General features: G+C 72.3%; 23 protein-coding genes. 12 read left to right on the top strand and 11 right to left on the bottom strand.

Annotated elements, in window-relative coordinates:
• The first annotated feature begins 36 nt into the window (after positions 1–36).
• From ACIBQ8_RS20770 to ACIBQ8_RS20755, 4 genes are all read left to right on the top strand, one after another.
• Positions 37–639 (top strand): hypothetical protein, encoded by a 603-nt coding sequence (locus ACIBQ8_RS20770; RefSeq protein ID WP_397170476.1) that lies wholly within the window; start codon positions 37–39, stop codon positions 637–639.
• A gap of 5 nt (positions 640–644) precedes the next feature.
• Positions 645–995: a cupin domain-containing protein gene (locus ACIBQ8_RS20765; RefSeq protein WP_352324870.1), complete on the top strand. Its 351-nt coding sequence runs from the start codon at positions 645–647 to the stop codon at positions 993–995.
• Positions 996–1,086: 91 nt separating this feature from the next.
• A complete protein-coding gene (locus ACIBQ8_RS20760) occupies positions 1,087–2,160 on the top strand; it encodes an adenosine deaminase (RefSeq protein ID WP_397170474.1) in 1,074 nt (357 codons plus the stop codon).
• Entirely contained in the window at positions 2,157–2,783 is a 627-nt protein-coding gene (locus tag ACIBQ8_RS20755; RefSeq protein WP_397170473.1) for a PH domain-containing protein, read from the top strand. Before ACIBQ8_RS20760 ends, ACIBQ8_RS20755 begins: the two co-directional genes overlap by 4 nt.
• A 115-nt stretch (positions 2,784–2,898) precedes the next feature.
• On the opposite strand, the gene ACIBQ8_RS20750 is transcribed toward ACIBQ8_RS20755, so the two are convergent.
• From ACIBQ8_RS20750 to ACIBQ8_RS20740, 3 genes are read right to left on the bottom strand one after another with little or no spacing between them, the layout of a single operon-like run.
• Positions 2,899–3,627 carry an enoyl-CoA hydratase/isomerase family protein gene (locus ACIBQ8_RS20750; RefSeq protein ID WP_397170471.1) on the bottom strand — a complete coding sequence of 243 codons (729 nt, stop codon included), beginning with the start codon at positions 3,625–3,627 and terminating at the stop codon, positions 2,899–2,901.
• A complete protein-coding gene (locus ACIBQ8_RS20745; protein WP_397192731.1) occupies positions 3,624–5,111 on the bottom strand; it encodes an AMP-binding protein in 1,488 nt (495 codons plus the stop codon). The genes ACIBQ8_RS20750 and ACIBQ8_RS20745 overlap by 4 nt, the downstream gene beginning before the upstream one ends.
• Entirely contained in the window at positions 5,071–5,748 is a 678-nt protein-coding gene (locus ACIBQ8_RS20740) for a TetR/AcrR family transcriptional regulator (RefSeq protein WP_397192730.1), read from the bottom strand. The genes ACIBQ8_RS20745 and ACIBQ8_RS20740 overlap by 41 nt, the downstream gene beginning before the upstream one ends.
• Before the next feature lie 110 nt (positions 5,749–5,858).
• Here ACIBQ8_RS20740 and ACIBQ8_RS20735 point away from each other — a divergent pair, with 110 nt between their 5' ends.
• The 3 genes from ACIBQ8_RS20735 to ACIBQ8_RS20725 are packed head-to-tail and all read left to right on the top strand — an operon-like array spanning position 5,859 to position 8,109.
• Entirely contained in the window at positions 5,859–6,677 is an 819-nt protein-coding gene (locus ACIBQ8_RS20735; RefSeq protein WP_397170467.1) for a MerR family transcriptional regulator, read from the top strand.
• Positions 6,638–7,597, top strand: a complete 960-nt coding sequence (locus tag ACIBQ8_RS20730) for a sigma-70 family RNA polymerase sigma factor (RefSeq protein ID WP_397192729.1) — start codon at positions 6,638–6,640, stop codon at positions 7,595–7,597. The genes ACIBQ8_RS20735 and ACIBQ8_RS20730 overlap by 40 nt, the downstream gene beginning before the upstream one ends.
• Before the next feature lie 14 nt (positions 7,598–7,611).
• On the top strand, positions 7,612–8,109 hold the full coding sequence (locus ACIBQ8_RS20725) for a GyrI-like domain-containing protein (protein WP_397192728.1): 498 nt from the start codon (positions 7,612–7,614) through the stop codon (positions 8,107–8,109).
• Positions 8,110–8,117: 8 nt separating this feature from the next.
• Here the strand turns inward: ACIBQ8_RS20725 and ACIBQ8_RS20720 are convergent, their stop codons facing one another.
• Entirely contained in the window at positions 8,118–9,623 is a 1,506-nt protein-coding gene (locus tag ACIBQ8_RS20720; protein ID WP_397192727.1) for an MFS transporter, read from the bottom strand.
• 157 nt (positions 9,624–9,780) lie between these two features.
• Here ACIBQ8_RS20720 and ACIBQ8_RS20715 point away from each other — a divergent pair, with 157 nt between their 5' ends.
• Positions 9,781–10,149: a YciI family protein gene (locus tag ACIBQ8_RS20715; protein ID WP_397170461.1), complete on the top strand. Its 369-nt coding sequence runs from the start codon at positions 9,781–9,783 to the stop codon at positions 10,147–10,149.
• 35 nt (positions 10,150–10,184) lie between these two features.
• Here ACIBQ8_RS20715 and ACIBQ8_RS20710 read toward each other — a convergent pair whose 3' ends face one another.
• The 4 genes from ACIBQ8_RS20710 to ACIBQ8_RS20695 are packed head-to-tail and all read right to left on the bottom strand — an operon-like array spanning position 10,185 to position 14,964.
• Complete coding sequence (locus tag ACIBQ8_RS20710; protein WP_397192761.1) at positions 10,185–11,819, bottom strand: phospho-sugar mutase; 1,635 nt, start codon at positions 11,817–11,819, stop codon at positions 10,185–10,187.
• A gap of 56 nt (positions 11,820–11,875) precedes the next feature.
• A complete protein-coding gene (locus ACIBQ8_RS20705) occupies positions 11,876–12,679 on the bottom strand; it encodes a purine-nucleoside phosphorylase (RefSeq protein ID WP_397170460.1) in 804 nt (267 codons plus the stop codon).
• A gap of 3 nt (positions 12,680–12,682) precedes the next feature.
• Entirely contained in the window at positions 12,683–13,987 is a 1,305-nt protein-coding gene (locus ACIBQ8_RS20700) for a M20/M25/M40 family metallo-hydrolase (RefSeq protein ID WP_397170458.1), read from the bottom strand.
• Positions 13,984–14,964, bottom strand: coding sequence for an Lrp/AsnC family transcriptional regulator (locus tag ACIBQ8_RS20695; RefSeq protein ID WP_397170457.1), 981 nt, complete (start codon positions 14,962–14,964; stop codon positions 13,984–13,986). Before ACIBQ8_RS20695 ends, ACIBQ8_RS20700 begins: the two co-directional genes overlap by 4 nt.
• 114 nt (positions 14,965–15,078) lie before the next feature.
• Here ACIBQ8_RS20695 and ACIBQ8_RS20690 point away from each other — a divergent pair, with 114 nt between their 5' ends.
• Positions 15,079–16,383 (top strand): MFS transporter, encoded by a 1,305-nt coding sequence (locus ACIBQ8_RS20690; RefSeq protein ID WP_397170455.1) that lies wholly within the window; start codon positions 15,079–15,081, stop codon positions 16,381–16,383.
• Here the strand turns inward: ACIBQ8_RS20690 and ACIBQ8_RS20685 are convergent.
• Positions 16,380–16,799: a gamma-glutamylcyclotransferase gene (locus ACIBQ8_RS20685; protein ID WP_352325470.1), complete on the bottom strand. Its 420-nt coding sequence runs from the start codon at positions 16,797–16,799 to the stop codon at positions 16,380–16,382. The two genes, ACIBQ8_RS20690 and ACIBQ8_RS20685, sit on opposite strands and share 4 nt — an antisense overlap.
• Positions 16,800–17,052: 253 nt before the next feature.
• Between ACIBQ8_RS20685 and ACIBQ8_RS20680 the strand changes: the two genes are divergently transcribed.
• Together ACIBQ8_RS20680 and ACIBQ8_RS20675 are read left to right on the top strand one after the other, a co-directional pair.
• On the top strand, positions 17,053–18,447 hold the full coding sequence (locus tag ACIBQ8_RS20680) for an NAD(P)H-quinone dehydrogenase (protein ID WP_352325471.1): 1,395 nt from the start codon (positions 17,053–17,055) through the stop codon (positions 18,445–18,447).
• Positions 18,448–18,588: 141 nt separating this feature from the next.
• Complete coding sequence (locus ACIBQ8_RS20675; RefSeq protein WP_397192726.1) at positions 18,589–19,095, top strand: hypothetical protein; 507 nt, start codon at positions 18,589–18,591, stop codon at positions 19,093–19,095.
• 28 nt (positions 19,096–19,123) lie between these two features.
• Here the strand turns inward: ACIBQ8_RS20675 and ACIBQ8_RS20670 are convergent, their stop codons facing one another.
• On the bottom strand, positions 19,124–19,669 hold the full coding sequence (locus tag ACIBQ8_RS20670) for a TIGR03086 family metal-binding protein (RefSeq protein ID WP_397192725.1): 546 nt from the start codon (positions 19,667–19,669) through the stop codon (positions 19,124–19,126).
• On the opposite strand from ACIBQ8_RS20670, the gene ACIBQ8_RS20665 reads away from it, so the two are divergent.
• A complete protein-coding gene (locus ACIBQ8_RS20665; protein WP_397192724.1) occupies positions 19,668–20,504 on the top strand; it encodes a DUF6597 domain-containing transcriptional factor in 837 nt (278 codons plus the stop codon). The two genes, ACIBQ8_RS20670 and ACIBQ8_RS20665, sit on opposite strands and share 2 nt — an antisense overlap.
• Before the next feature lie 4 nt (positions 20,505–20,508).
• Here ACIBQ8_RS20665 and ACIBQ8_RS20660 read toward each other — a convergent pair whose 3' ends face one another.
• Complete coding sequence (locus ACIBQ8_RS20660; RefSeq protein WP_397170450.1) at positions 20,509–20,895, bottom strand: DUF5713 family protein; 387 nt, start codon at positions 20,893–20,895, stop codon at positions 20,509–20,511.
• Positions 20,896–20,909: the final 14 nt, after the last annotated feature.

Below are 20,909 nucleotides of genomic sequence, written 5' to 3'. Positions count from 1 at the left end.
CCGCTTGCAGGCCCGTGGGCTGGGCATCTACCGGGCATGCGCCCGTCATCCCCGGCCGGCGACCGGTCGTCGCGTCTTCGCCTCGCCGTCCCGCTCGCCTGCCTCGCCGTGCTGACCGCGTGCGGCACCTCCTCGCAGTCCGCCCGGCTGGACACCCCGGCGGACACCGGTCCCGGCACTTCCACGCCCCGCAGCGCCCCCTCGGACGTCCCCACCAGCACCGCCGAGGTGGACGTCGAGCGCGACGGCCTCGACCCGGCCGTGGTGACCGGCGTCCGGTACGCGACCCACGACGGCTACGACCGGGTGGTGATCGACCTCAAGGGCGACATCCCCGGATACAAGGTGAAATGGGTGGACGAGTTCCTCCAGGACGGCTCCGGCGAGCCCATGGGCGTCCACGGCGGCGCGTACCTGCAGCTCACCCTCTTCCCCGCCAACGCGCACGACGACGACGGCTACCCCACCTGGAAGGGCGGGCCCGTCTACCGGGCCGGCCTCAGGAACGTCTCCCACGTCGTCAGGACCGGCGACTTCGAGGGGCGCGTGGGCGTCGGCCTGGCGCTCGCCCGCCGGGCCGGCTTCCGGGTGAAGGAGCAGTCCGCGCCGAGCCGGCTGGTGCTCGACGTGGCACACTGAAGCCCGTGGTGAGAAAGATCGAGGGCCCGACCCGCATCCCCGTCCCCGGCGGCAAGATCATCGACGAGCACGTGGGGCGCGTCAACAGCGGCGACGAGCAGGTCTCGATCGCCCACATGACCGCCCCGCCCGGCTGGGCCGAGCCCGCCCAGACCCCGTCGTTCACCGAGTACACCGTGGTCCTGCGCGGCAGCCTGCTGGTCGAGCACGACGGCGGCACGGTCGAGGTCGGCGCGGGCCAGTCGGTGGTCACCTCGCCGGGGGAGAAGGTGCGCTACAGCGTGGGCCCCGACGGCGCCGAGTACGTCGCCGTGTGCCTGCCCGCCTTCACGCCGGAGAGCGCCGGCCGCGACTGACGGGGCGCCGCTCGCGGGTGCGCCGGAAGGGTTGTCCACAGGCGGGCGCGACGTGTGCGGCGGCGGAGGAGTGTGCTCATATCATGGCCAGATGAGCCCCACGCTTGACAAGATCCGGCAGGCTCCCAAGGTGTTGCTGCACGATCACCTCGACGGCGGGCTGCGCGCCGAGACGATCGTCGAGCTGGCACGGGAGATCGACTACGGGCGGCTGCCCTCCACCGACCCCGACAATCTGCGCCTGTGGTTCGAGGAGGCCGCCGACTCCGGGTCGCTGGAGCGCTACCTGGAGACCTTCGACCACACGGTCGCGGTCATGCAGACCCGCGAATCCCTGGTCCGGGTGGCCGCCGAGTGCGCCCGCGACCTCGCCGACGACGGCGTGGTCTACGCCGAGGTGCGCTTCGCGCCCGAGCAGCACACCACCATGGGGCTGAGCCTCGACCAGGTGGTGGAGGCGGTGCTCGAAGGATTCACGCTGGGCTCGCAGGGGCGCGGCATCCGGGTCGGCACGCTGCTGACCGCGATGCGCCACATGGCCCGCTCGATGGAGATCGCCGAGCTGGCCGTGCGCTACCGCGACGTCGGCGTCGTGGGGTTCGACATCGCCGGGGCCGAGGCGGGCTACCCGCCCACCCGGCACCTCGACGCCTTCGAATACCTCCAGCGGGAGAACGCGCACTTCACGATCCACGCCGGCGAGGCGTTCGGGCTGCCGTCGATCTGGCAGGCCATCCAGTGGTGCGGCGCCGACCGGCTGGGCCACGGCGTCCGGATCATCGACGACATCACCGTGGCCGGCGACGGGTCGGCCAAGCTGGGGCGGCTGGCGGCGTACGTGCGCGACAAGCGCATCCCGCTGGAGATGTGCCCCACGTCCAACCTCCAGACCGGGGCCGCCGACTCGATCGCCGAGCACCCCATCGGGCTGCTGCGCAGGCTGCACTTCCGGGTCACCGTCAACACCGACAACCGGCTGATGAGCTCGACGAGCGTGTCCCTGGAGTTCGCCAAGCTGGCCGAGGCGTTCGGCTACGGCTGGGACGACCTCCAGTGGTTCACGGTCAACGCGATGAAGTCGGCCTTCCTCCCGTTCGACGAGCGGCTGGCGCTGATCAACGGCGTGATCAAGCCGGGGTTCGCGCAGATCAAGTGGCAGCCGTGAAGCACACCTACCGGTCCAAGACCGGGTTCGTGCTGGGCTGCGCCTGGCTGGTCTTCGTGGCGTTCAACGTCTGGGACCTGACGGCCCACTACAACGGCAAGCCGTCCATGGTGGCGCTGGCCGTGCTCGGGGCGATGACGGCGCTCGTCTACGCGATCGCCGTCCGGCCCGCCACCGTGGTCGGCGAGGAGGGGCTGCTGGCCCGCAACCCGCTGCGCACGACGTTCCTGCCGTGGGCGTCCGTGGGCGAGGTGACGGTCACCCACTCCATCGCCGTCCGTTACGGCGGCGAGGGCGCCGACGAGCAGGTGCTGCGGTTGTGGACGCCCATGAGCAGCGCCAGAGAGCGGTCCAGGGCGCAGCGGCGCGGCGTGCCCAAGCCCCAGCGGGGCGGCCGGTTCCGGGTCGAGGCCACGGTCAGCAAGGCCGAGCAGGCCGCCGCCGAGGCGTTCACCGGCAAGACCCACGCCGACTTCGTGGGCGACCAGATCCGCGACCGCGCCGAGGCAGCCCACCGCCGCTCGGAACCGGCGGGCCCGGTCAAGGTCACCTGGTCCTACGACTCGATCGCCGTCCTCGTGGTCGCGGTCGCCCTGATCGTGGCCGCCATCGTCATCGCCTGACCGCCCCCCGGCCGGACGCAGTGGGCCCGGCGGGGCGGGGGGCGGCGGATCTGGGGCTCGGGGACTCAGCGGGTGCGGCTGGTCAGGGGTTCGGCGGGTCAGCGGGGGCGGCAGGTCAGGGGGTTCGGCGGGTCAGGAAGCGGGTCATGCCTGCCTGGGCCAAGCCGGACTGCTCCACCTGACGGGCGGCCACGGTCTCGGCCTCGAAGGCGCGTTCGACCTCGGCCGGCGACGGGCGCAGCAGCCCCAGGTGCACGGCGGTGGCGGCGCCCGGACGGGTCCAGTGGCGCACCCGCGCGATCGCCGTCTCCACCAGTTCCCCGGCGGGCACGAGCTCGTCCAGCAGCCCGGCCGCCAGCGCGTCGGCGGCGCTCAGCCGGGCCGAGTCCAGCACCAGCCGCAGCGCCCGGCCGCCGGCCAGCCGGAGCAGCAGATGGCTGGCGGCGTTCGAGATCGACAGGCCGAGGTGGTTCTCGGGGAAGAAGTACTCGGCGGCCGGGGCGCCGACGCGGGCGTCGAAGCAGAGCGTCCACTCGGCGGCGCCGCCGACGGCCAGGCCGTTGACCGCGGCGACCACCGGCACCCGGGTCTCCAGCACGGCCCTGGTCATGTCGTGGAACGACTCGACCTCCGCCTCCAGCGGCTTGCCCGCCGCCTCGGCGATGTCCTCGCCCGCCGAGAACGCCCGGCCGGCGCCGGTCACCACGATGCCCCTGGCGGTGCGGCCGTGCGCGCGGACGGCCGCGGCCAGCTCCTTGCGCATGCCGGCGGTCAGGGCGTTCAGCTTCTCGGGGCGGGCGAGGGTGATCAGGGCCACCTCGTCGCGTACAGTCACGTCGATCATGCCGGGTCCTCCGTGGGGATGGCGGGGGCGGCGCGCTGGTCGCGGCCGGGGCGGAGCAGGTGGCGCTTCTCGATGCGGGCCGACGGGGTGAGCGTGAACGACTCCACGAACTCCACGTACGCCGGCACCTTGAAGCGGGCCAGGCGTTCCCTGGCGTGGGCGATGACGGCGGCGGCCGTGCGGGCGTCGGCGGCGTGCCCGGGGCGGAGCTGGAGGAACGCCTTGGGCAGCTCGCCGAAGAGGTCGTCGGGGATGGGCACCAGGGCCGCGGACAGGACCGCGGGATGCCCGGCGAGCACGCTCTCGACCTCGGCGCACGAGATGTTCTCACCGCCCCTGCGGACCATGTCCTTCAGCCGCCCTGCGTGCCGGATGCGGCCTCGCGCGTCGCGGACGCCGAGGTCGCCGGTGTGGTACCAGCCGCCGCGGAAGGCGTGCGCGGTGGCCTCGGGGTGGTTCCAGTAGCCGGTCATCATGGGCGTGCCGCGGACCAGGATCTCGCCCGTCTCCTCGTCGAGCCGGACCTCCTTGCCGGGCGGCGGCGTGCCGAGCGCGCCGGTGCCGACGGTGTCGTGGGTGTCCGGGGCGGCCATCAGGTCGCAGCCGCTCTCGGTGGAGCCGTACAGCTCGCGCCAGGGCGCGCCCCAGCGCTCCTCGAACGCGCGGTGCAGGCCGGGGGCGATGCCCGAGCAGAGCACGAGCCGCATCCGGTTGTCGCGGTCGAGGGGGCTCGGCGGCTGCTTGTGCATGAGCAGGGGCATGGTGCCCAGCACGTACGTGAGGGTCGCGCCGTGCTCCCGGACGGCGGGCCAGAAGCCCGAGGCGGAGAAGCGGGGGAGCACCACCTGCGGGATGCCGCCGAGCAGGCAGACCAGGGTGGTCCACTGCGGGTCCATGTACGAGTACGCCTGGGCGATCAGCAGGACGTCGTCGTCGCGCAGGCGTACGAGGTCGGCGACGACGCGGGCGGTCCTGAGCCAGTAGTCGTGGGTGAGCAGGCAGGCTTTGGGGAAGCCCGTCGTCCCCGACGTGTACTGAAAATTGGCGACATTGTCCGCGCTGAGGGATATGTCGAGAGGTGGGCCGTCCGTCAGCTCGTCCACGAGGTGTACCACGCCCGGCACGCGCGCGGCGTGTTCCGCGCCGGTCAGGGTGGCGACCGCGCCGGAGTCGCGCAGGACGTGCTCCAGGTCGGCGGCCTGGTACCGCACGTTCACGGGGACGGTGACCGCCCCCGCCTTCAGCACGGCGAACCAGCTCAACGGCCACCACGGCTCGTTGTCCAGCATGACGGCCACCCGGTCGCCGGGGCGTACCCCCTGGCCGGCCAGCGCGCGGGCCAGGCGGTCGGAGACGGCGTCGGCCTCGGCGAAGCTCAGCGAGGCCGCCGGGAGGGCGGGTGAGGAAGCGGGGAAACGGAGGAACTCGCGCTCGCCGTACGTGCTAGCGGCGTGCCTCAGCAGGTCGGGGATCGTGGTGTGCATCCGGCGGCTCCCACGGGAAGACGGGCAGCAGGCGTCGATCGAGGGGCGCCACGACCGGGCCGGCGGCGCGTACGGCGGCCAGGCCGATCGTGACGAACTCCGCGCACACCTGCTCCAGCGTCGAGTCCCCGTCGGGGCGGTACCACTCGCTGGTGCCGGTGCACATGGACATGAGGGCGAGGCGGGTCAGTCTCTGGTCGGCGACGTGGAAGACGCCTTCGGCGACGCCGTCGGCCAGGGCGCTCTTCCAGTGGCTCTCGTAGGCGTCGCGCAGGGCGATGACCTCGGTGTGCGCGGGCGAGCCCGGGGTCAGGGAGCGGAGCTCGCCGTCCATGACGCGGCTGGTCAGGGGGGTGAGCGCGTGCAGGGCGGTGAGCGAGGTGATCAGCAGGGCGAGGCGGTCGGCGGGACGCGTGGCCCCGTCCAGGACGCGGGTGGTGGAGTCGATCAGCCCTTGCAGGCCGGTCCGCATGAGGTCGGCCAGCAGGGCTTCCTTGCTGTGGACGTGGTGGTAGACGCCGGCGTTGGTCAGGTTCACCGCCCTGGCCAGGTCTCTGATGCCGGTGGCGGCGTAACCCTGCTGGGCGAAGAGCCGCACCGCGGCCGTCCTGATCCGGAGCAGTGCGTCCACGTCCATGGTGACCTAACGAACGTTCGGTTGCTTGTACGTCGGAAAATACCCCATGTCCCTAGAAATCGCCATAGGTTGACTCTGACACCGTGTGAGCCCCTACTTCTGGACCCGACATGTTCAGCATCGGAGATTTCGCTCGGCTGGGGCTCGTGTCCGTACGCATGCTCCGCCACTACGACGCCATCGGCCTGCTGCGCCCCGCGCACGTGGACCCGGTCACCGGTTACCGGTCCTACCAGGCCGCCCAACTGGCCAGGCTCAACCGGATCGTCGCCATCAAGGACCTCGGCTTCACGCTGGAACAGGTCCGCACGATCCTGGACGAGAAGGTCAGCACCGAGGAGCTGCACGGCATGGTACGGCTGCGCCGCGCCCAGCTGGAGGCCCGGATCAGCGACGACCTGGCCAGGCTGCGCGGCGTCGAGGCGAGACTCCGCAGCATCGAGACGGAGGGGCACATGAGAACCGCGGAAGTCGTGCTGAAGAAGGTCGGCCCGGTCCGGGTCGCGCAGCTCGGCGCCAGGGCGGCCAGCTACGAGGGCGAGGACGTCGGCCCGGTGATCGGGCCGCTGTTCGAGGAGATCTGCGCCCGCGTGGAGCGGGCCGACGTCCGGGTGGTCGGCCCCGGCCTGGCCTACTACCGCCAGGAGGACGACGGCTCGGTCATGGTCCACGCCTGCGTGCCGGTCAACGTGGACCCCGACCCCCGCCACGACTTCGAGATCAGGGACCTGCCCGCGATCGGCACGGCGGCCACGATCATCCACCACGGCCCGATGGAGGCCGTCGGGCCGACCTTCCAGGCCCTGGCCCACTGGATCGAGGAGAACGGCTACCGCTCGCTCGCCCTGGCGAGAGAGGTGTCGCTGCACTGCCCGGAGGACCGCGCGGAATGGGTGCACGAGCTGCAGATCGAGGTGGCCCCGGTCTAGTGGAGGCGACCGAGCTGGAACACCATCGGGTCGAGCTGACCGGCTACTGCTACCGGATGCTCGGCTCGGGCTTCGAGGCCGAGGACGCGGTGCAGGAGACGTTCGTCAGGGCGTGGCGCACGTACGAGCCCGGGCGGGGGCCGTTGCGCCCGTGGTTGTTCCGGCTCGCCACGTCCGTCTGCCTGGACATGCTGCGCGGGCCGCAGCGGCGGGCGCGGGCGATGGACCTCGGGCCGGCGGCGCGTCCCGGCGACCCGCTCGGCGATCCGCTGCCCGGCGACGCCTGGGTGTGGCCGGTGCCCGACGGGCGCGTGCTGCCGGCCGACCCGGCGGAGCTGGCGGTGGCCAGGGAGAGCGTGCGGCTGGCGTTCGTGGCCGCGCTGCAACGGCTGCCGCCGCGGCAGCGGGCCGTGCTCATCCTGCGCGACGTGCTGAAGTGGCAGGCCGCCGAGGCGGCGGGGCTGCTGGGGGTGAGCGTCGCGTCCGTGAACAGCGCGTTGCAGCGGGCCCGCGCCCGGCTCCCCGCGGTCGCCCCGGAGGACGCCGAGGTCGACGGCAGGCTGCTCGACCGCTACGTCTCCGCCTTCGAGCGGTACGACGTGGACGCCCTGGTCTCCTTGCTGCACGAGGACGCGACGATGTCGATGCCGCCGTTCGCGTGGTGGCTGCGCGGCCGGGAGGCGGCCAGGACGGTCCTGCTGGCCGCCGGAGCGCCCTGCGAGGGCACCCGCCTGCTGCCGGCCTGGGCGAACGGCGCGCCCGCCTTCGCCCAGTACCGGGACGGGCAGGCGTTCGCCCTGGTAGTCCTGGAGATCGGCGGCGGGGTCGTCACCGGCATGACCACCTTTCTCGATCCCCGGCTCGTGCCGTTCTCCGGCCTGCCGATGAGTTTCGGGCAGCCGCTCCGTACTGACAGGTGAAGGAGGACAGACACATGCCACAGATCGTCGAACTTCCCGAGCGTCCTTACCTCGGGATCACCAAGACCATCACGATGACCAGCTTCGGCCTCGTCGGAGACCGGATCGCCGAGATGATCGGCTGGCTCGCCGAGCGCGGGCACACGATGGCCGGAGCCCCGTTCTTCCGGTACCACAGCATCGACCTGCCGGCGGACCGGCTGGTGGTGGAGGCGGGCGTGCCCGTCACGGCGCCCGTCACCGACCCGGCGGAGGGCGGGGGCGAGTTCCACGCGGGCACGCTGCCCGCGGGCCGCTTCGTCACCGAGTCCCACCACGGCCACCCCGACCAGCTCTCCGGCGTCATCGAGTCGGTGCTGACGTGGGCCGCCGAGCAGGGCCTGACCTGGGACATGACCGAGAAGGACGGCACCGAGCACTGGGGCTGCCGCCTGGAGCTCTACCAGACGGACCCGCGGATCGAGCCCGACCTGAACAACTGGGACATCGACCTGCAGTTCCGCCTGGCCTGAGCCGGCCGTCACGCCGCGTTCGCGCGGGGCAGCAGCGAGGTCAGCAGCGCGGCCAGCACGAACAGGGCCGCGCCCGCCAGGCCGATCGCCACGATCCCGCTGAAGAACGCGGCGTGACTGGCCGCCAGCAGTTCGGCGGCCTGGGCCGGGGCGAGCGTCCCGGCCACCGCCGCCGCGCCCGCCAGGGTCTCCCTGGCCGCGTCCGGCACGTGCGCGGGCAGGGCGTGGTGGTAGACGGCCGCGGCGACCGTGCCGAGCAGGGCCAGGCCGAGCGTCCCGCCGAGGAAGTTGCCCGACTCGGCCAGCGAGGCCGCCGACCCGGCCTTCTCCGGCGGCACCGAGCCGACCACGATCCCCGTGCCCAGGGCGAACAGCGGGCCGGTGCCCAGCGCCAGCACGGTGATCGCGGTGATCACCACCGGCAGCCGGGCCTCGGCCTGCGTGAGCAGCGCCGCCCCGGCGGCCGACAGCGCCAGGCCGCCCATGACGGCGGCGCGCGGAGCGACGCGGCGGGTGAGGGCCGGGGTCAGCGTGGTCCCCAGCGCGACGCCGAGCCCCATCGGCGCGAACCACAGCGCCGACTGCGCCGGGGTGTATCCCAGCACCGACTGCAGGTACTGGGTGACCAGGAGCCCGGTGCCCGCCATGGCGATGCCCGCCAGCACGAGCGCGGTCAGGATCAGGGTGAGCGGACGCTGGGCGAACAGGCGCAGGTTGAGCAGGGGAGCGTCGAGCGTGAGCTGCCGCCGTACGAACGCCGCCCCGAACGCGAGACCGACCACGACGGCCGCCAGCGGCGCGCCGGGCCCGGCCGACGCCGACGAGGCGGCCAGCTCCTTGACGCCCCAGACCACCGGCAGGATCGCCAGCATCGACAGCGCGACGCTGGCCAGGTCCATGCGGCCGCCGTCCGGGTCGCGGAACTCCGGCAGCAGCAGCACGCCGCCCACGAGCAGCACCGCGATCACGGGGACGACCATCAGGAACACCGACCCCCACCAGAAGTGCTCCAGCAGCAGCCCGCCGACGACCGGCCCGAGCGCGGCCCCGGCGAACTGGCAGGTGGCCCAGGCGGCGATGGCCGTGCCGCGCTGCCGGGCGTCGCGGAACATGTTGGTGATGAGCGCGAGCGTGGAGGGCATGAGCGTGGCGCCGGCGACGCCCAGCACCGTACGGGCGGCGATCAGCATGGCGGGGCTGACCGCGTACGCCGCCACGAGGGAGGCGACGCCGAAGGCCGCCGCGCCGATCAGCAGGAGCCGGCGGCGGCCGATGCGGTCGCCGAGGCCGCCCATCGTGATCACCAGCCCGGCGACCATGAACCCGTAGATGTCGATGATCCACAACTGCTGGACGGCGCTCGCCCCCAGCTCCACGCTCAGCCGGGGCAGCGCCAGGAACAGCGCGTTGATGTCGACCGCGACGAGCAGGGTGGGCAGGGCGAGCACCGCCAGCCCGGCCCATTCGCGCCGCCCGGCCCTGGGCTCGGCGGCGGTCTCGGTGAGATGCGGCATGTCGGCAGCCTCCTGGTGTCGTCGGTTTCACCAGGAGGTCGGAGCCCGGCTCGCGCGCTCGACGTGCTTTCCGGAAAAGTTTCGCGGGGCATGTCGAGAAGGACGCGCCGGCTCCGACCCCAGCACGACGGGACTCGCCCGACCACGAGGAGAGACGATGAAGTTTCTGTTGATCATGCAGGTGAACCAGCAGGTCATGGACACCCTGACCGAGGAGCAGCGCGAGCTGATCATGAGCGGCCACGGCGCGTTCATGAAGACGATCCAGGAGTCGGGCGAGATGATCGGCACGCAGGCGCTCGGCGACCCGTCCACCAGCGCCGTCGTCCGCACCCGCAACGGCCTGCCGGCCGTGACCGACGGCCCCTTCCTGGAGGCCAAGGAGTACATGGGCGGCTACTACATCGTCGACTGCGAGAGCCGCGAGCGCGCGATCGAGCTGGCCGGGATGATCCCCGACAGCCAGATCGAGGGCCTGGCGATCGAGGTCCGGCCGATCATGTTCTCGGCGGGCGCCGACATGTGACCGGGCGGTGGGCCCGCGGCGCGGGCCCACCGGTCTTACAGGCCCAGGCAGGCGGTCAGGTCGGCCTTGAGGGCGTCGAGGTCGCGGGCGGCGGACGCGCGGACCTGCGCCACCTCGCCGGTCACCGGCACCACGACCTCCAGATAGCACTTCAGCTTGGGCTCGGTGCCCGACGGGCGGACCACGACGCGGCCGCCGTCCGACAGGTGGAAGCGCAGGCCCTCGGTCGGGGGCAGGCCGCCGTCGCCGCGGCTCAGGTCGTCCACGGCCTCGACCGTGTGGTCGCCCAGCGAGGCGGGCGGGGCGGCGCGCAGGCGGTCCATCGCGCCGGAGATCAGCGACAGGTCGGCGACCCGGAAGCTGAGCTGGGACGTCGCGTGCAGGCCGTACCGGACGGCCTGGTCGTCGAGCAGGTCCAGCAGCGTGCGGCCGGCGCGCTTGGCGGCGGCGGCGACGGCGGCCACGGTCAGGGCCGCGCCGATGCCGTCCTTGTCGTGGACCGGCAGACCGGCGTCGGAGCCGACGCAGTAGCCGATGGCCTCCTCGTAGCCGAAGACCAGGCCCTCGCCCGCCTTGACGATCCACTTGAACCCGGTCAGCGTCTCGCCGTAGCGCACGCCGTGGGCCTGCGCGATCTTGCTCAGCAGGGTCGAGGAGACGATCGTGGTGGCCACCAGCCGGTCGCCGGTGGTGTGCGTGATCACGTGCTCGGCCAGCAGGCCGCCGACCTCGTCGCCGGTCAGCATGCGGCACGTGCCGTCGGGCAGCGGCACGCCGACCGCGCACCGGTCGGCGTCGGGGTCGTTGGCGAGCACCAGGTCGGAGCCGAGCTTGGCGGCCAGCGCGACCGCCAGGTCCATCGCCCCCGGCTCCTCCGGGTTGGGGAAGGCCACCGTCGGGAAGTCGGGGTCGGGGTTGCGCTGCTCCTCCACGGCCATCGGCGTCTCGAAGCCCGCCGCGAGGAAGGCCCCCGTCAGCGTCCCCGAGCCCACCCCGTGCAGCGGCGTGTACGCCACCCGCAGCTCGCGCGCCTCGCCCAGCGGCAGGGCGGTCACCGCGTCGATGTAGTCGTCGACGATGTCCTCGCCCAGCTCGGTGAGGGTGCCCGGACCGTCGAGGGGGAGCTGGTCGACCCGGCCCACCGCCTCGATGGCGGCCGAGATCTCCCGGTCGACCGGCGGCACGATCTGCGAGCCGTCACCCCAGTAGACCTTGTAGCCGTTGTCCCTGGGCGGGTTGTGGCTGGCGGTGACCGTCACGCCCGCGTCGGCTCCGAGATGGCGTACGGCGAAGGCCAGCACCGGCGTGGGCAGCGGGCGCGGCAGCAACGACACGTGCAGCCCCGCGCCGGTCAGGACGGCGGCGGTGTCCCTGGCGAACACGTCGGACTTGTGCCGGGCGTCGTAGCCGATCACGACGTGCTTGCCGGCGCCGAGCACGCCGGCCAGACCGGCGGCTGCGCGCATGACGGTGACCCGGTTCATCCGGTTGGGGCCCGCGCCCAGCTCGCCGCGCAGGCCGGCGGTGCCGAACTCCAGCTTGGCCTGGAAGCGCTCGCGAAGGGCGGGCAGGTCGTCGTCCTCCAGGAGGTCGGACAGCTCGGCCCGGGTGTCGGGGTCGGGGTCCTGGGCCAGCCACTGGCGGGCGCGGCGCAGCAGGTCGGCGTCCACGGGCGGGAGCGGCACGTCCCCCTCGGCCTCCGGCGGGACCCGGTCGTCGCCGGCGGTCACAGGCGGTCCACCACCTTGGACAGCAGCACGCCCATGCGGGCGGCCGTGGCGCGGCCCACCTCCAGGACCTCCTCATGGTTGAGCGGCTCGCCGGACAGGCCCGCCCCCGGGTTGGTGACCAGGGAGACGCCGAGCACCTCCAGGTTCGCCTCGCGGGCGGCGATGGCCTCCAGCACGGTGGACATGCCCACCAGGTCGCCGCCGAGCGTGCGCAGCATCCGGATCTCCGCCGGCGTCTCGTACGTCGGGCCGCGGAAGGCCACGTAGACGCCGTCGGCCAGGGTCGGGTCGATCTCGCGGACCAGGGCGCGCAGGCGGCGCGAGTAGACCTCGGTGAGGTCGATGAAGGTGGTGCCGGTGATCGGGTTGGCGCCGGTCAGGTTGATGTGGTCGCTGATCAGCACCGGGTCGCCGACGTTCTGGGTCTCCGGCCGCAGGCCGCCCGCCGCGTTGGTTAGCACGACCGTGCGCACGCCCGCCGCGGCCGCCGTGCGCACGCCGTGGACGACCGCGTCGACGCCGAGGCCCTCGTACAGGTGCGTGCGGCCGAGGAAGACCAGCGCGTGCCGCCCGGACGGTGTGCGCACGACGCGGATCTTGCCGCCGTGCCCGGCCACGGCGGGGGCGCGGAAGCCGGGCAGATCGGTGAACGGGATCTCGGCCACGGTCTGCCCGATCGCGTCGGCGGCGGGGACCCACCCCGACCCCATGACGAGGGCCACGTCGAAGGTGTCGAGGCCGGCCGCGCCGGTCAGGGCGGCGGCGGCCTCTACGGCCAGGGTGTATGCGTCGTTGCTCACATCTCAGTAGTTTAGGAGCAGCCTGTCCAGAACCCGCACCCCGAACTGCAGCGCGTCCACCGGCACCCGCTCGTCCACGCCGTGGAACATCGAGGCGAAGTCCATGTCGCCGGGCAGCCGCAGCGGCACGAACCCGAACCCGCGCACGCCGAGGTCGGCGAAGAAGGTCTTGTTGTCGGTGCCGCCCGACATGCAGTACGGCACCGCCCGCGCGGTCGGGTCCTCGGCCTTCAGCGCCGCGATCATCGACTCGACCAGCGCGCCGTCGAACGTCGTCTCCAGCGCGATGTCGTGGTGCACGAACTCGCGGCGCACGTTCGGCCCGATCAGCGAGTCGACGGTCTTGAAGAACTCCTCCTCGAAGCCGGGCAGGAAGCGCCCGTCCACGACGGCGGTGGCCTGGCCGGGGATGACGTTCGACTTGTAGCCGGCGTCGAGCTGGGTCGGGTTGGTGGTGTGGCGCAGCGTCGCGCCGACGAACCGCACCAGCGGGCCGAGCCTGTCCAGCAGCGGGGCCGGGTCGTCCTCGTCGAACGGCAGGCCGAAGGCGTCGGCGACCTCGGTGAGGAACTGGCGCACGGTCGGCGTGTAGGTGAGCGGCCACTCGTGCCCGCCGAGCCGGGCCACGGCCTTGGCGACCTCGGTGACCGCGTTGTCGGAGTTGAGCATCGAGCCGTGACCTGCGGTGCCGTCGGCGACCAGCTTCATCCAGGCCAGGCCCTTCTGGGCGGTCTCGATCAGGTACAGCCGCAGCGACGGGTCGACCTCCAGCGAGTAGCCGCCGACCTCGCTGATGGACTCGGTGACGCCCTCGAACAGCTCGCGGTTGTTGGCCGTGAGGTACTTGGCGCCGTACACGCCGCCGGCCTCCTCGTCGGCGACCCAGGCGAAGACGATGTCGCGGCGCGGACGGCGTCCCTCGCGCTTCATCTGGCGCAGCACGGCCAGCATCATCGCGTCCATGTCCTTCATGTCCACGGCGCCGCGGCCCCAGATGTAGCCGTCCTTGACCTCGCCGGCGAAGGGGTCGACCGACCAGTCGGCGGCGTTGGCGGGCACCACGTCGAGGTGGCCGTGGACGAGCAGCGCGGGCAGCGACGGGTCTGTGCCCTCGACGCGGGTGACCACGTTGCCGCGGCCCGGCTCGCTCTCGACGTACGTCGCCTCGATGCCGACCTCGTCCAGCCTGGCCATGACGACCTCGGCCGCGGCCCGCTCGCCGGGGCCGCTGCCGTCCCCGTAGTTGCTGCTGTCGACGCGGATCAGCTCCACGCACAGGTCGGCGACTTCGTTCTCGGCAGGTGTCATGGCGTCTTCTCCAGGGTGAGCAGTCCGGACTTGTGCAGGTGGCCGCGCTTGAAGGCGCGGGTGATGAGGGTGAGGTCGCTGTCGGTGATCTCGTCGAGCCGGCCGAGCACGTCGGTCATGAAACGATAGAGGTCCGCCTCGTGGGCCACCGCCACCTGCACGATGAGGGAGTGGGTGCCCGAGGTGGCGGCGCAGTAACGCACGTTGGGGTGCTCGGCCAGGCGCCGGCCGGTCTCGCCCAGCCCGTACGGCCGCACCTTCAGCCAGAGCATGGCCTCGACCTCCAGCCCGAGCAGCGCGGGCTCGACCTCGGCGCGCGGCAGCAGTAACCGCCGGTCGATGAGCGAGCCGACCCGCCGGCGCGCGGTCGGCACGGACAGGTCGAGCCGTTCGGCGATCGTGGTGAAGGCGGCCCGGCCGTCGGCCGCCAGCAGCTCGGCGATCTCCTGCTCCAGCGGCGACAGGCCGTCCTCGTCGGGCAGGTCGGGGGGCGGCGGCGCGGGGCGCAGCTCGGCCACCTCCCGCTCGGTGAGGAAGGGCGCGTGCCACTCGGCCACGGTGGTGAACGTGTGCAGCACGACCTGGGTCTGCGTCTGGAGCACGCCGTCAATCTCGCTGATGTCGTGGGCCAGGATGGTGTGCAGGTCCTGCCGGGACGGCGGCACCAGCTCGCAGGCCAGGTCGGCGGCCCCGGTCAGCGCGTAGACCGACCGCGTGTCGCGCCGGTCGGTGAGCGATCTGGCCACCTGGGCCGCCGTGCCGGGCCGCACCTGGACGTGCAGGTGCGCCGGGCGGCCGTGGCCGGTGCGCAGGTCGTCGTAGATCGCCGTGACGCGGACGACGCCGTCGGAGATGAGCCGCTGGAGGCGGCGGGCGACCGTGCGTTCGTGCTCGCCGATCACCCTGCCGATCTCGCCCCACGAGGCGCGCGGGCTCACCTGCAGCGCGGCCACGAGCCGCCGGTCGAGAACGTCCACCTGCAACCGCTTCCGTGTCGGGTTTGTAAATAATTGCCCAGACATTTGACTGTTTCGGTCTTCCGAATGCACAGTAAGCCATCACTCCAGGTGTCAGCAAAAGGAGCACATGCCGTGTCGACCTCCCCCGTCGCGCAATCGCCGCTCGGCATACCGAAGAGCAGGGTCCGTCAGCTCATGGCGGCCAGCATCGGCAACGTGGTCGAGTGGTACGACTGGTACGCCTACACGTTCCTGGCCACGGTCTTCTCGGCGCAGATCTTCCCCGACAGCTCCGGCAACAGCCTGGTGCCGTTGCTGAGCTCGTTCGCGGTGTTCGCGGTGGGCTTCTTCATGCGGCCCCTCGGCGGCCTGCTGGTGGGCGCGTTCGCCGACCGGTACGGCCGCAAGTCCGCGATGACCTTCACCATCATCCTGATGGGCGGCGGCTCGCTGCTGCTCGGCCTGACCCCCACCTACGAGGCCGTGGGCCTGCTGTCGCCGGTCATCCTGACGCTGGCCCGGCTGATCCAGGGCCTGTCGGTGGGCGGTGAGTTCGCCGCCGCCACCACGTTCCTCGTCGAGTCGGCCCCGCCGCGCCGCCGCGGCCTGTTCTCCTCCTTCCAGTACGTCAGCACCACCATCGGCCAGCTCATCGCCTCCGGCCTGGCCGCGGTGCTCACCTCGACGCTGGTCAAGGAGGACATGAGCTCCTACGGCTGGCGCATCCCGTTCCTGGTGGGCGCGCTGCTCAGCCTGGTCGGCCTGTGGATCCGCAAGGGCGCCGACGAGACCTCGGCGGTCGCCGAGGAGATCCAGCGGGGCGAGGTCAAGCGGCCGGGCATGTTCGAGTTCCTCAAGCACCACCCGAAGTCGGCGCTCACCATCGTCGGCATCACGATCGCGGGCACCGTCGCCTACTACACCTGGACCAGCTTCCTGCCCACCTACGCGCAGATCACCGTCTCGTTCGACAAGGCCGAGTCGCTCCAGGTCGGCACGATCTCGCTGGTGTTCTTCATGCTGCTGCAGCCGCTGCTCGGCCTGCTGTCGGACAAGATCGGGCGCAAGCCGATGCTGATCGCGTTCGGGCTCGGGTTCCTGATCCTGCCGGTGCCGCTGCTCGGCCTGCTCACCGACTCCTTCGCCAGCCTGCTCGTCGTGCAGATGATCGGCATGGTGTTCCTGGGCTGCTTCACCTCGGTCTCGGCCGCGGTGAACTCGGAGCTGTTCCCGACCCGGGTGCGGGCGGCGGGGGCCGGGTTCCCGTACTCGCTGACCGTGGCGATCTTCGGCGGCACCGCGCCGCTGATCGGCACCGCGCTGCAGAAGGCCGGCAACCCGGGGATGTTCCCGTGGTACATGTCCGCCCTGGCGCTGATCTCCACGCTCGTGTACGTCTTCGTGCTGCGCGAGACCAAGGACGAGCCGCTCCGCTAGGGCGCCGAGGTGCAGGGGCGCTCCCGAAGCTCCTTGACGTAGTCGTCGGGGGCGCCCGCGCGCTCGGCCGCGTCGGCCAGGTTGCACAGGTAGCGGGCCGAGGGCAGGCCGCCCTCGTAGCCGTCGAGCACGTAGAACCAGGCGACGACCTCGCCGTCGAGGGTCTGCACCCGCAGCCGCACCTTGTGGTAGGCCCCGCGGACCGCGCCCTCCCACTGGTCGAGCGAGGTCTCCTCCCACTCGGGCACGTCGTAGAGCACGACGAAGACGTGCTCGTCGGGATCCTCCACGATGGTGGCGAGCGAGCTCTCCCACTTGCTGTCGGTGCGCCCGAAGGTCAGCCGCCACCCCGTCAGCCAGCCGACACCCCAGATCGGGGAGTGCGGGGCGCGCATGGCCATCTGCTCGGGGTCCATGTTCATCCCGTAGGAGCCGTAAAGCCGTAGATCATTCGGCTTCCCTGATTGATCCGAAAGCCACGCCACGATCCACCCCTCTCGCCGGGTGCCGCTCGTCATCCAGCTACCGCGCCATCCTGCCACGCTGACCCGGCGTGTCGGTCCATCAAGCCGGGCACGGAAGGCCCATGTGTCCCCCATGTCCGCCGGAACGTGGTCCCGTCATGGGCCGGTTGCGGCTTCCGGGGGCACGTGCGGGAGAATGGGACACGTGACGAGGATCGTGATCATTGGTGGCGGGCCGGGCGGCTACGAAGCGGCGCTGGTGGCCGCCCAACTAGGCGCACAGGTCACGATGGTCGAGCAGGACGGGCCGGGCGGGGCCTGCGTGCTCACCGACTGCGTGCCGTCCAAGACGCTGATCGCCACCTCCGTCCGCAAGCAGGCCCTTCTCGACGCGCCCTCGCTCGGCGTGTCGTTCTCGGGCGGCCCCGACGGCGACGCCGGCGTGGTGGGCGTCGACCTGCCGCTGGTCAACAAGCGGGTCAAGGAGCTGGCCCAGGCCCAGTCGGCCGACATCGCGACCCGGGTCGAGGCCGAGGGCGTCGAGATCATCAAGGCCCGGGGGCGGCTGGTCGATCCGCAGGTCGTGCGCGCGGGCGACCGTACGATCAGGGCCGACGTGGTGCTCGTGGCCACCGGCGCGACGCCGCGCGTGCTGCCGGGGGCCGAGCCCGACGGCGAGCGCATCCTCACCTGGCGGCAGCTCTACGACCTGGAGGAGCTGCCCGAGCACCTGATCGTGGTCGGCTCCGGCGTGACCGGCGCGGAGTTCGCCGGCGCCTACCGCTCGCTCGGCGCGGAGGTCACGCTGGTCTCCAGCCGCGACCGGATGATGCCCAACGAGGACGCCGACGGCGCCGAGGTCCTGGAAGAGGTCTACCGGCGGCGCGGCATGAACGTCATGGGCCGCTCGCGCGCCTCCTCCGTCAAGCGCACGGCCGACGGCGTGGTGGTGACCCTGGAGGACGGCCGCACGGCCGAGGGCTCGCATGCGCTGATGACGGTCGGCATGGTCCCCAACACCGGCGGCATCGGCCTGGAGGAGGCCGGCGTGCAGCTCGACCGCAACGGCTTCGTCAAGGTCGACAAGGTCTCGCGCACCTCCGCGCCCGGCGTCTACGCGGCCGGCGACTGCACCGGCGTGCTCATGCTGGCCTCGGTCGCCGCCATGCAGGGCCGTATCGCCGTGTGGCACGCGCTGGGCGAGGCCGTCCAGCCGCTGCGGCTGGCCACGGTGGCCTCCAACATCTTCACCGACCCCGAGATCGCGGCCGTCGGCGTGGCGCAGCGCTCGATCGAGGCGGGCGAGATCGACGCGAACGTGGTCAAGCTGCCGCTGGCCACCAACGCGCGGGCCAAGATGCAGGGCTTCAACGACGGCTTCGTCAAGCTGTTCTGCCGCCCCCACACCGGCATCGTGCTCGGCGGCGTGGTCGTTGCCCCGCGCGCCTCGGAGCTGATCCTCGCCGTGTCGCTGGCCGTCCAGCAGCGGCTGACGGTCGACCAGGTCGCCCACTCGTTCGCGGTCTACCCGTCGCTGTCGGGCTCGATCACCGAGGCGGCCCGCCGCCTCATGCAGCCCGAGGCCGCCATCGGCATCTAGCCGTCCCCTTCCCAACGCGCGCGAAGCCGTGCGGGTCGTCCTGACCCGCACGGCTTCTTGGCGTCCGCGCTTGCCTGCGTTCATATTAGATAGTATCGTTATCCAAGTTCGGATAACGGTACTATCTAATGGGGTGCTCCGGTGACGGTGATCGTTCTCTTGGCGGCCACGCTGGGCTTCCGGCTGCTGGGCGCGCTCGGCGTGCGGCGGTTCGGCACGTGGCAGGCGTCCGCGGCGCACGGGCTGGCCGTCATGTTGGTCATGACGGGAAGCGCGCACTTCGTCCCCGAAGGGGTGACCTTCATGCCGAACCACGGCGACCTGGTGCGCATGGTGCCGCCCTTCGTGCCATTCCCCGCCGCCATGGTCTACCTGACCGGCGTGCTGGAGCTGGCCGCGGCCATCGGGCTGGTGCTGCCCGCCACCCGCCGGGCGGCCGGGATCTGCCTGGCCCTGCTGTTCGTCGGCCTGCTCCCGGCGAACGTCTACGCGGCGGTCTCCGAGGTGCCCTTCGCGGGCGGGGAGGCCACGCCGCTGTGGGAGCGCGTCCCGGAGCAGGTTCTGTACATCGCCGCGGCGCTCTTCGCCGCCCGGCGGCGGGCCGTGCCCGTCGGGGAGGGCGTGCGGCCCGTTCCCGCCGCCCGCTGACCCGGTGTTCCCTGATCGGGTACGCCGGTCAGGGCTTCCAGGCCGGGTCGCGGCCGATCAGCCCGAGCAGCCGGTCGAACGGCGGGGCGTCGTTCGGCACCGCCACCGGCGGCCCGAACGCCCCCTTCTGCCGGCCCATCTCCACCGACTGCTCCGTGAACCCCAGCGCGCGGGCGACGGCCTCGGCGTCCGGCTCGTACGCCTGGCCGGTGGCCCTGGCCAGGTCCCAGCCGTGCACGACCATGTCGACCAGCCACATGTGGGCCACCATGGTCATCGGCAGGCCGCCCAGCGCGGCGCAGGCGCCCTCCCACGCCTGCGGCCGCGACCAGGCGGCCAGCATGCGCTCGGCGCGCTCGGGGAAGTCGCCCGCGTACGGGCCCTGCTCGGTGCGCTCCCCGCCGTGCGCCAGCGACGCGAACATCTCCGCCACCCACTCCAGGTGGCCGACCAGCGCCTTGACGTCGAACTCCGCGCACGGCGTCGGGGACCCGAACTGCTCGGGCCGCACCGCGGCCACCAGGCCGGCGGTCCGGTGGGTGGCACGCGTCATCAGCGGCATCATGTCTTCCATGGCAGACATGATGTCCCGCCTGCCTCGGGCGCGGCTTGTAGAAACGCGACAGCGCGGCTGGGTCGACCCCTACGCGGGGCTGGCCGCCTTCGACTTCGCGCGCCGGGCGCCGTCGCCGGAGCTGGCGGCGTACGTCGACCACTTCTGGGTCGTCACCTGGACCGGCCTCGCCGAGCCGTACGAGCAGCGCATCCTGTCGCACCCGACCGTGAACATGACGATCGTCGAGGACTTCCACCGGATCGCGGGGGTGATCGACGGCGGGTTCTCGTACACGATGCGGGGCACCGGCCGCGCGCTCGGCACCCGCTTCCGCCCCGGCGGCTTCCGGACGCTCCTCGGCGGCCCGGTGTCCGAGCTCACCGGCCGGTTCGTGGAGATCGGCGAGATGTTCCCGGCCGCCGGCCCTGCGCTGGTCGAGGGCGTGCTGGCCGAGCCCGGCCCGGACGCCGCCATCGCGCTGGTGGAGGCGTTCCTGCTGGCGCTCGGGCCGGCGCCGGACCCGCTGGCCGAGGAGGCCGCGGCGCTGGTGGCGCTGGCCGAGCACGACGTGACCGTGACCAGGGTCGACGAGCTGGCCGCCCGAGCCGGCCGGTCGGTGCGCTCGCTGCAACGGCTGTTCCGGGACTATGTCGGTATCGGCCCCAAATGGGTGATCCGCCGCTTCCGGCTGCACGAGGCCGCCGAACGCGTGCAGCAGGGCCTCGACCTCGCCACGCTCGCCACCCTCGCCGCCGAGCTGGGCTACACCGACCAGGCCCACCTGACCCGCGACTTCACGGCCGCCGTCGGCATGCCGCCCGCCGCCTACGCCCGGCTCACCACCCGGGTTTGACGCCTCACCACTCGCGGGTGGCGATCAGCTCCTCGACGTCGGCCTCCGGGAAGCCGTAGGTGGTGGCCACGAACCAGAACTCCTCGGCGATCGCCTCGCGCGCGACGGTCTCGATCTCGCTGCCGGCCTCGTGGAACTCCTCGTCGAGCGCGTTGAACTCCTCCGTGGCGGCGTGCGTCAGCGCGTAGAGGGAGGCCAGGTCGCCGGGCCGCTCGGTCTCGACGCGTTCGCACAGGCGCAGCAGGACGGCCCTGCCCTTGTCGACGACGTGGTCGGGGTAGTAGCCGTCGTCGTAGAGGGCCTTGAGGAAGGCGTGGCCGATCACCTGCGGATGCGTCGGGGACAACCTGATCTCCATTTCCGTGCGGACGCGGTCGGACGGCTCGATCATGCCCGGCGCCACCG

This window comes from Nonomuraea sp. NPDC049646 (assembly GCF_044465525.1).
In the GTDB taxonomy this organism is placed as follows: Bacteria; Actinomycetota; Actinomycetes; order Streptosporangiales; family Streptosporangiaceae; genus Nonomuraea.
This window is presented reverse-complemented; position numbering and strand designations above follow the sequence as displayed.